The sequence below is a fragment of the Verrucomicrobiota bacterium genome, from assembly GCA_016871495.1.
Classification (GTDB): Bacteria; Verrucomicrobiota; Verrucomicrobiia; order Limisphaerales; family VHDF01; genus VHDF01.
Window position 1 is genome coordinate 1 of the sequence record VHDF01000175.1, and the last position, 3,925, is coordinate 3,925.

Here is a 3,925-nt window from a genome sequence, read left to right on the forward strand (position 1 = left end):
AGCAGCATGACCCTCGCCGCGATGGTCCTCCCTGCCTACGAACATCGATTCCAGCTATGCAACAACGAGTCTTCAACGTTCTGCTTCTCACTCTTGGTGTCATCGGGCTTGCGTCGGCAACCCGGATGGATGCCGCAACCGCTGCCACGACTGCCCCGCAATGGCAGGAGGTCGAACTCACTTTCACCGCCACCCGCGACACGGCCAATCCTTACACAGATACCGACGCCTGGACGGAGTTCACCCACGACGACGGCACGAATCTGCGCCGGCCGATGTTCTGGGATGGTGGCCGGACGTTTCGGGTTCGTTTCGCCTCGACGAAATCAGCGGGCACCTGGCGCTGGATCTCCTCCGACCGCGACCGCGATGCCGGCTTGAACGGAAAGTCCGGGACACTTGCCGCCGCACCTGCCGCGTCGGCGCCCGCGACGATCTTCACGCGGCATGGCTTTTGGAGCATCCCGTCCGGCGGCCGGAATCTGGTTCATGCCGATGGCCGGGCACGGTTGTTGTGCGCGGACACGCCCTGGGCGCTGCCGTGGCGGGCCACCATCGAACAGGCGGAAACCTACGCGCGCGACCGCCAGGCCAAGGGCTTCAACGCCGCCCTGCTCATGACCGTGCAGCCGGACATGGACTGCAAAGGGCCACGCTCGCGCACGGAGGACCTGGGCTTCGACGTCGGGTTCGAGGATTTGCCGCAGGGCGCCTTGCGCCAGTTGCGCCCTCAGTATTTCCAGATGTTCGACCGGCTCACCGGCATTCTCGTGGCGCACGGGATCGCGCCGGTTTACCAACCGGTCTTTCACGGCTACGGCTGGAAAGGCCGCCGCGTGGCCGGCAACGTCGTCAGCGCGGAGGACTACGCCCGCTACTGCCGGTATCTCGTCGCCCGCTACGGCGCCCGGCCCGCGATCTGGCTGGTGGGAGGTGATGGTCCAGCGACGGATCCGGCGATCGTCGCTCAGTTGGATCGCGCGGGGCAGGTCATCGAGGAATGGGACGCCTACCGGCAGCCCACAGGCATACACTATTCGCCGCACGCGCTGTATCGCACTCATCAGGACAAGGCCTGGCTCGACTTCCAGTGGTGCCAGACCGGTCACGGTGGCGAGCATGTGCCGGAACGTGTGGCCGACATGTGGCGCAACACGCCCGTCAAAGCGGTGGCCAATGGCGAGCCGACCTACGAGAACATCGGCAAGACCGGTCGCGGCGCCGGTTGGTGGCAGGGCCATGAAGCCTGGTGCAATCTGACCGCCGGCAGCACGATGGGGTTGGTCTATGGGGCTGGCAGTCTCTGGCAATGGCGGCTGCATGCCAAGGAACCCGACCACGCGGATTGGTGTACGGCACCCGACGCCGGCTGGCGCGAGGCGCTCGACTTCGAAGGTTCACGTTATCCCGGCATCGCCGCGAAGATCTTCGACGGGCTGCCCTTTGCCGAGATGCAGCCGAACTGGACCTATACCTATGGCAAGCGCGGTTTGGCCTTGCCGGGCAAACTATTCGTGCTCTATCTGCCCGACGGGGGCGGAACAGGAATCACATCGCTCGAAGTGCCCCGCGCGTATCGCATTTACGATCCGCGGTCGGGGGCGGAAGTGGGCAAGGGACTTCTGCCGGACAGCGCGCCCGCCCAGTTCAACAGCGGGTCCGGTGAACCGCGCGTCGTGGTGTTCAGGTCGAGCGACCGGAACCCTTGAGTCTCCTGCCCGCGGAGAACACAACGCTGAAACCAACCCTCCATCTCTGCGGGAACGCCGCGGCCCCTGTCCTAAGTTTAATCGCCTACCCCTTTGAATTGCCCCGGAACTGTGTCGGGGTAACCCCTGCCACGGCACGAAATGCCCGAGCGAACGCACTCTGATCGCAGTACCCGCAGGCCAAGGCGATGTCTGCAACAGACTGACCGGTCTCACGCAGCAGGCGGGAGGCGGTGGCAATTCTAGTCTTGGCGATGAACTGACTGGGAGTGAGGCCGAAATAGCGCTTCATCAACCGGGCGAGACACGGTGGGGAAAGTTTCGCCCGCCGAGCAAGCGAAGAGGGGCTCACAGGTGCAGAGACATCGTTCTGAAAGTGATCCAGCGCGGCGGCGACCTCCACCGGGATGTCGTGAGTCCCGATCGGTGCACGCACGTCGCGCGAAATGCCAATCAGGCCGATGATTCGGGCGCCGACCTCCCGCATCGGCAGCTTGGTGGTGAGGCATCAGCCCGGTTTGTGCGGGGCGTACCAGTGCAGCTCCAGATGATTCAGAAGCGGGCGGCCGGTGCGCAACACGACGGCATCCTGCGCGGAAGGGAGGAGGCCAAACTCACCGGGGCAGATGTCGCAGGGAAGCTGGCCGAGCACCTGCGCCTTGTCGTGCAGCCCGTGAATTTCCACGAGTGAATCGTTCACCGTGAGGTAGCGGCCATCGGCGCCCTTGATAAAGAAGGCGACGTCTGGCGCCTGATCAAACAGCTTCTCCAGCAACGCCGCCTCCACCGAGTCGACGGTTCCTGGCAACGCTGCGGAGGAATGCTTGGTTGTGCGAGTTTTCACGTCGGAGCGAAGTAATAATGCAAGACGCCGGAGGAGGCGACAGGATACCTTAGCGCCATGAAAACGACTCGTCGGCTCGTGCTTGCGGCAAGCCAGGCCCACATACACCACGACTCGAGATTCGAATGACATTCTTGCGGTCCAGCCAACCCACCTCTGCCGCATCACGGGGCAGGGCAAGGGTCCGCGTGACGGGGATCCTGTCGCGGCTCACCCTCGGCGTCATGCTCCACTTGGGTGCCGCTTCGGCCGGGTTTGCGAAGGCGATCGTCGCCGGCCTGGCTTCCAGCCATCTCGATGCGGAGCTGAAGGGACAAGTGCTGATCGAGGAACTGAACTGTGCGGCTTGTCATGCCAGCGAGGCTTCCCTCAAAGCCCGCTCGAAATATGCACCCCGGCTGGCGGAGGTCGGATCGCGAGTGAACCCGAGTTATCTGGAGTCGTTCATTCTCAATCCGCACGGGACCAAGCCCGGCACCACGATGCCGGACGCGCTTGCATCGCTGGACACGGCCGGGAAGAGGCAGGCCGCAAGAGAACTGACGCACTTCCTGCTCTCGCTTAAGCCGAACGACTTTTCGTTGGCGCCACCCGATGCCGTGGCTGCGCAGCACGGGAACCGGCTGTTTCATTCGCGCGGATGCGCGGCGTGTCATTCGCCTCGCGACGAGCAGGGAAGGGAGTTGCCTGCCAAGGCCTCCGTTCCGCTGGGCGCGTTGGATCGGAAATACAGTTTCAAGAGCCTGCTCGAGTTCCTCCGCCAGCCGCACGCCAGCCGGCCATCAGGACGAATGCCGGACCTGCGTCTGCCGGGCCGGGAACTCGAACGCATCGCCCACTATCTTCTCCAGGACATCCGCGTGCCGGGGAACCTCAATTACACGTTGTATCGCGGCGACGTTTGGGAGGGCCTGACGAGCGACAAAGTCGTCGCCGAGCGAGCCGGGCAGGTGAGGGATTTCGACCCGGCTCATTTCGGCAAGCTGTCGCAACACACGGCTCTGGTGTATGAGGGTTGGCTGAAGGTGGAAACCGCGGGCACTTACAGATTCTTCCTCACGCTGAACGGGGGCTCGCTCGAAATCGGCGGCAGAACGTTGGCGAAGGAGGCCCCGAGCGATCGACGCGGGGTGAAGTCACTGCAGGCCGTGGTGAAACTCAATGCAGAACCCCAGCCGTTGCGATTCACCTATTTCCACACCGGCCGTGAGGCGAAGCTGAAGCTGGAAGTGGAGGGGCCGGGTTTGCCGAGAGGTCCGATTCCCGCCGACATGCTCTCGGTTTCCAAGGAACCCATTCCGGCATTCGAGCCGCTCACGGTCGATTCAGGACTGGCTGGGCGAGGTAGGGAACGATTTGGACAGCTTGGCTG

At 63.8% G+C, this 3,925-nt stretch carries 2 protein-coding genes and 1 pseudogene; 2 read left to right on the top strand and 1 reads right to left on the bottom strand.

Annotation, left to right across the window (positions count from 1 at the left end; genetic code table 11):
- The first annotated feature begins 56 nt into the window (after positions 1–56).
- Positions 57–1,709 carry a DUF4038 domain-containing protein gene (locus FJ404_19525; GenBank protein MBM3825038.1) on the top strand — a complete coding sequence of 551 codons (1,653 nt, stop codon included), beginning with the start codon at positions 57–59 and terminating at the stop codon, positions 1,707–1,709.
- 85 nt (positions 1,710–1,794) lie between these two features.
- On the opposite strand, the pseudogene FJ404_19530 reads toward FJ404_19525, so the two are convergent.
- Positions 1,795–2,685 (bottom strand): annotated as a pseudogene (locus tag FJ404_19530) (AraC family transcriptional regulator).
- On the opposite strand from FJ404_19530, the gene FJ404_19535 reads away from it, so the two are divergent.
- A partial coding sequence (locus FJ404_19535) for a c-type cytochrome (GenBank protein ID MBM3825039.1) occupies positions 2,679–3,925 on the top strand: 1,247 nt, incomplete at its 3' end. The pseudogene FJ404_19530 and the gene FJ404_19535 overlap by 7 nt on opposite strands.

Bases quoted from the DNA above. Each gene is read 5' to 3' on its own strand.
- FJ404_19525 (MBM3825038.1), top strand. From the start codon at position 57: ATGCAACAACGAGTCTTCAACGTTCTGCTTCTCACTCTTGGTGTCATC.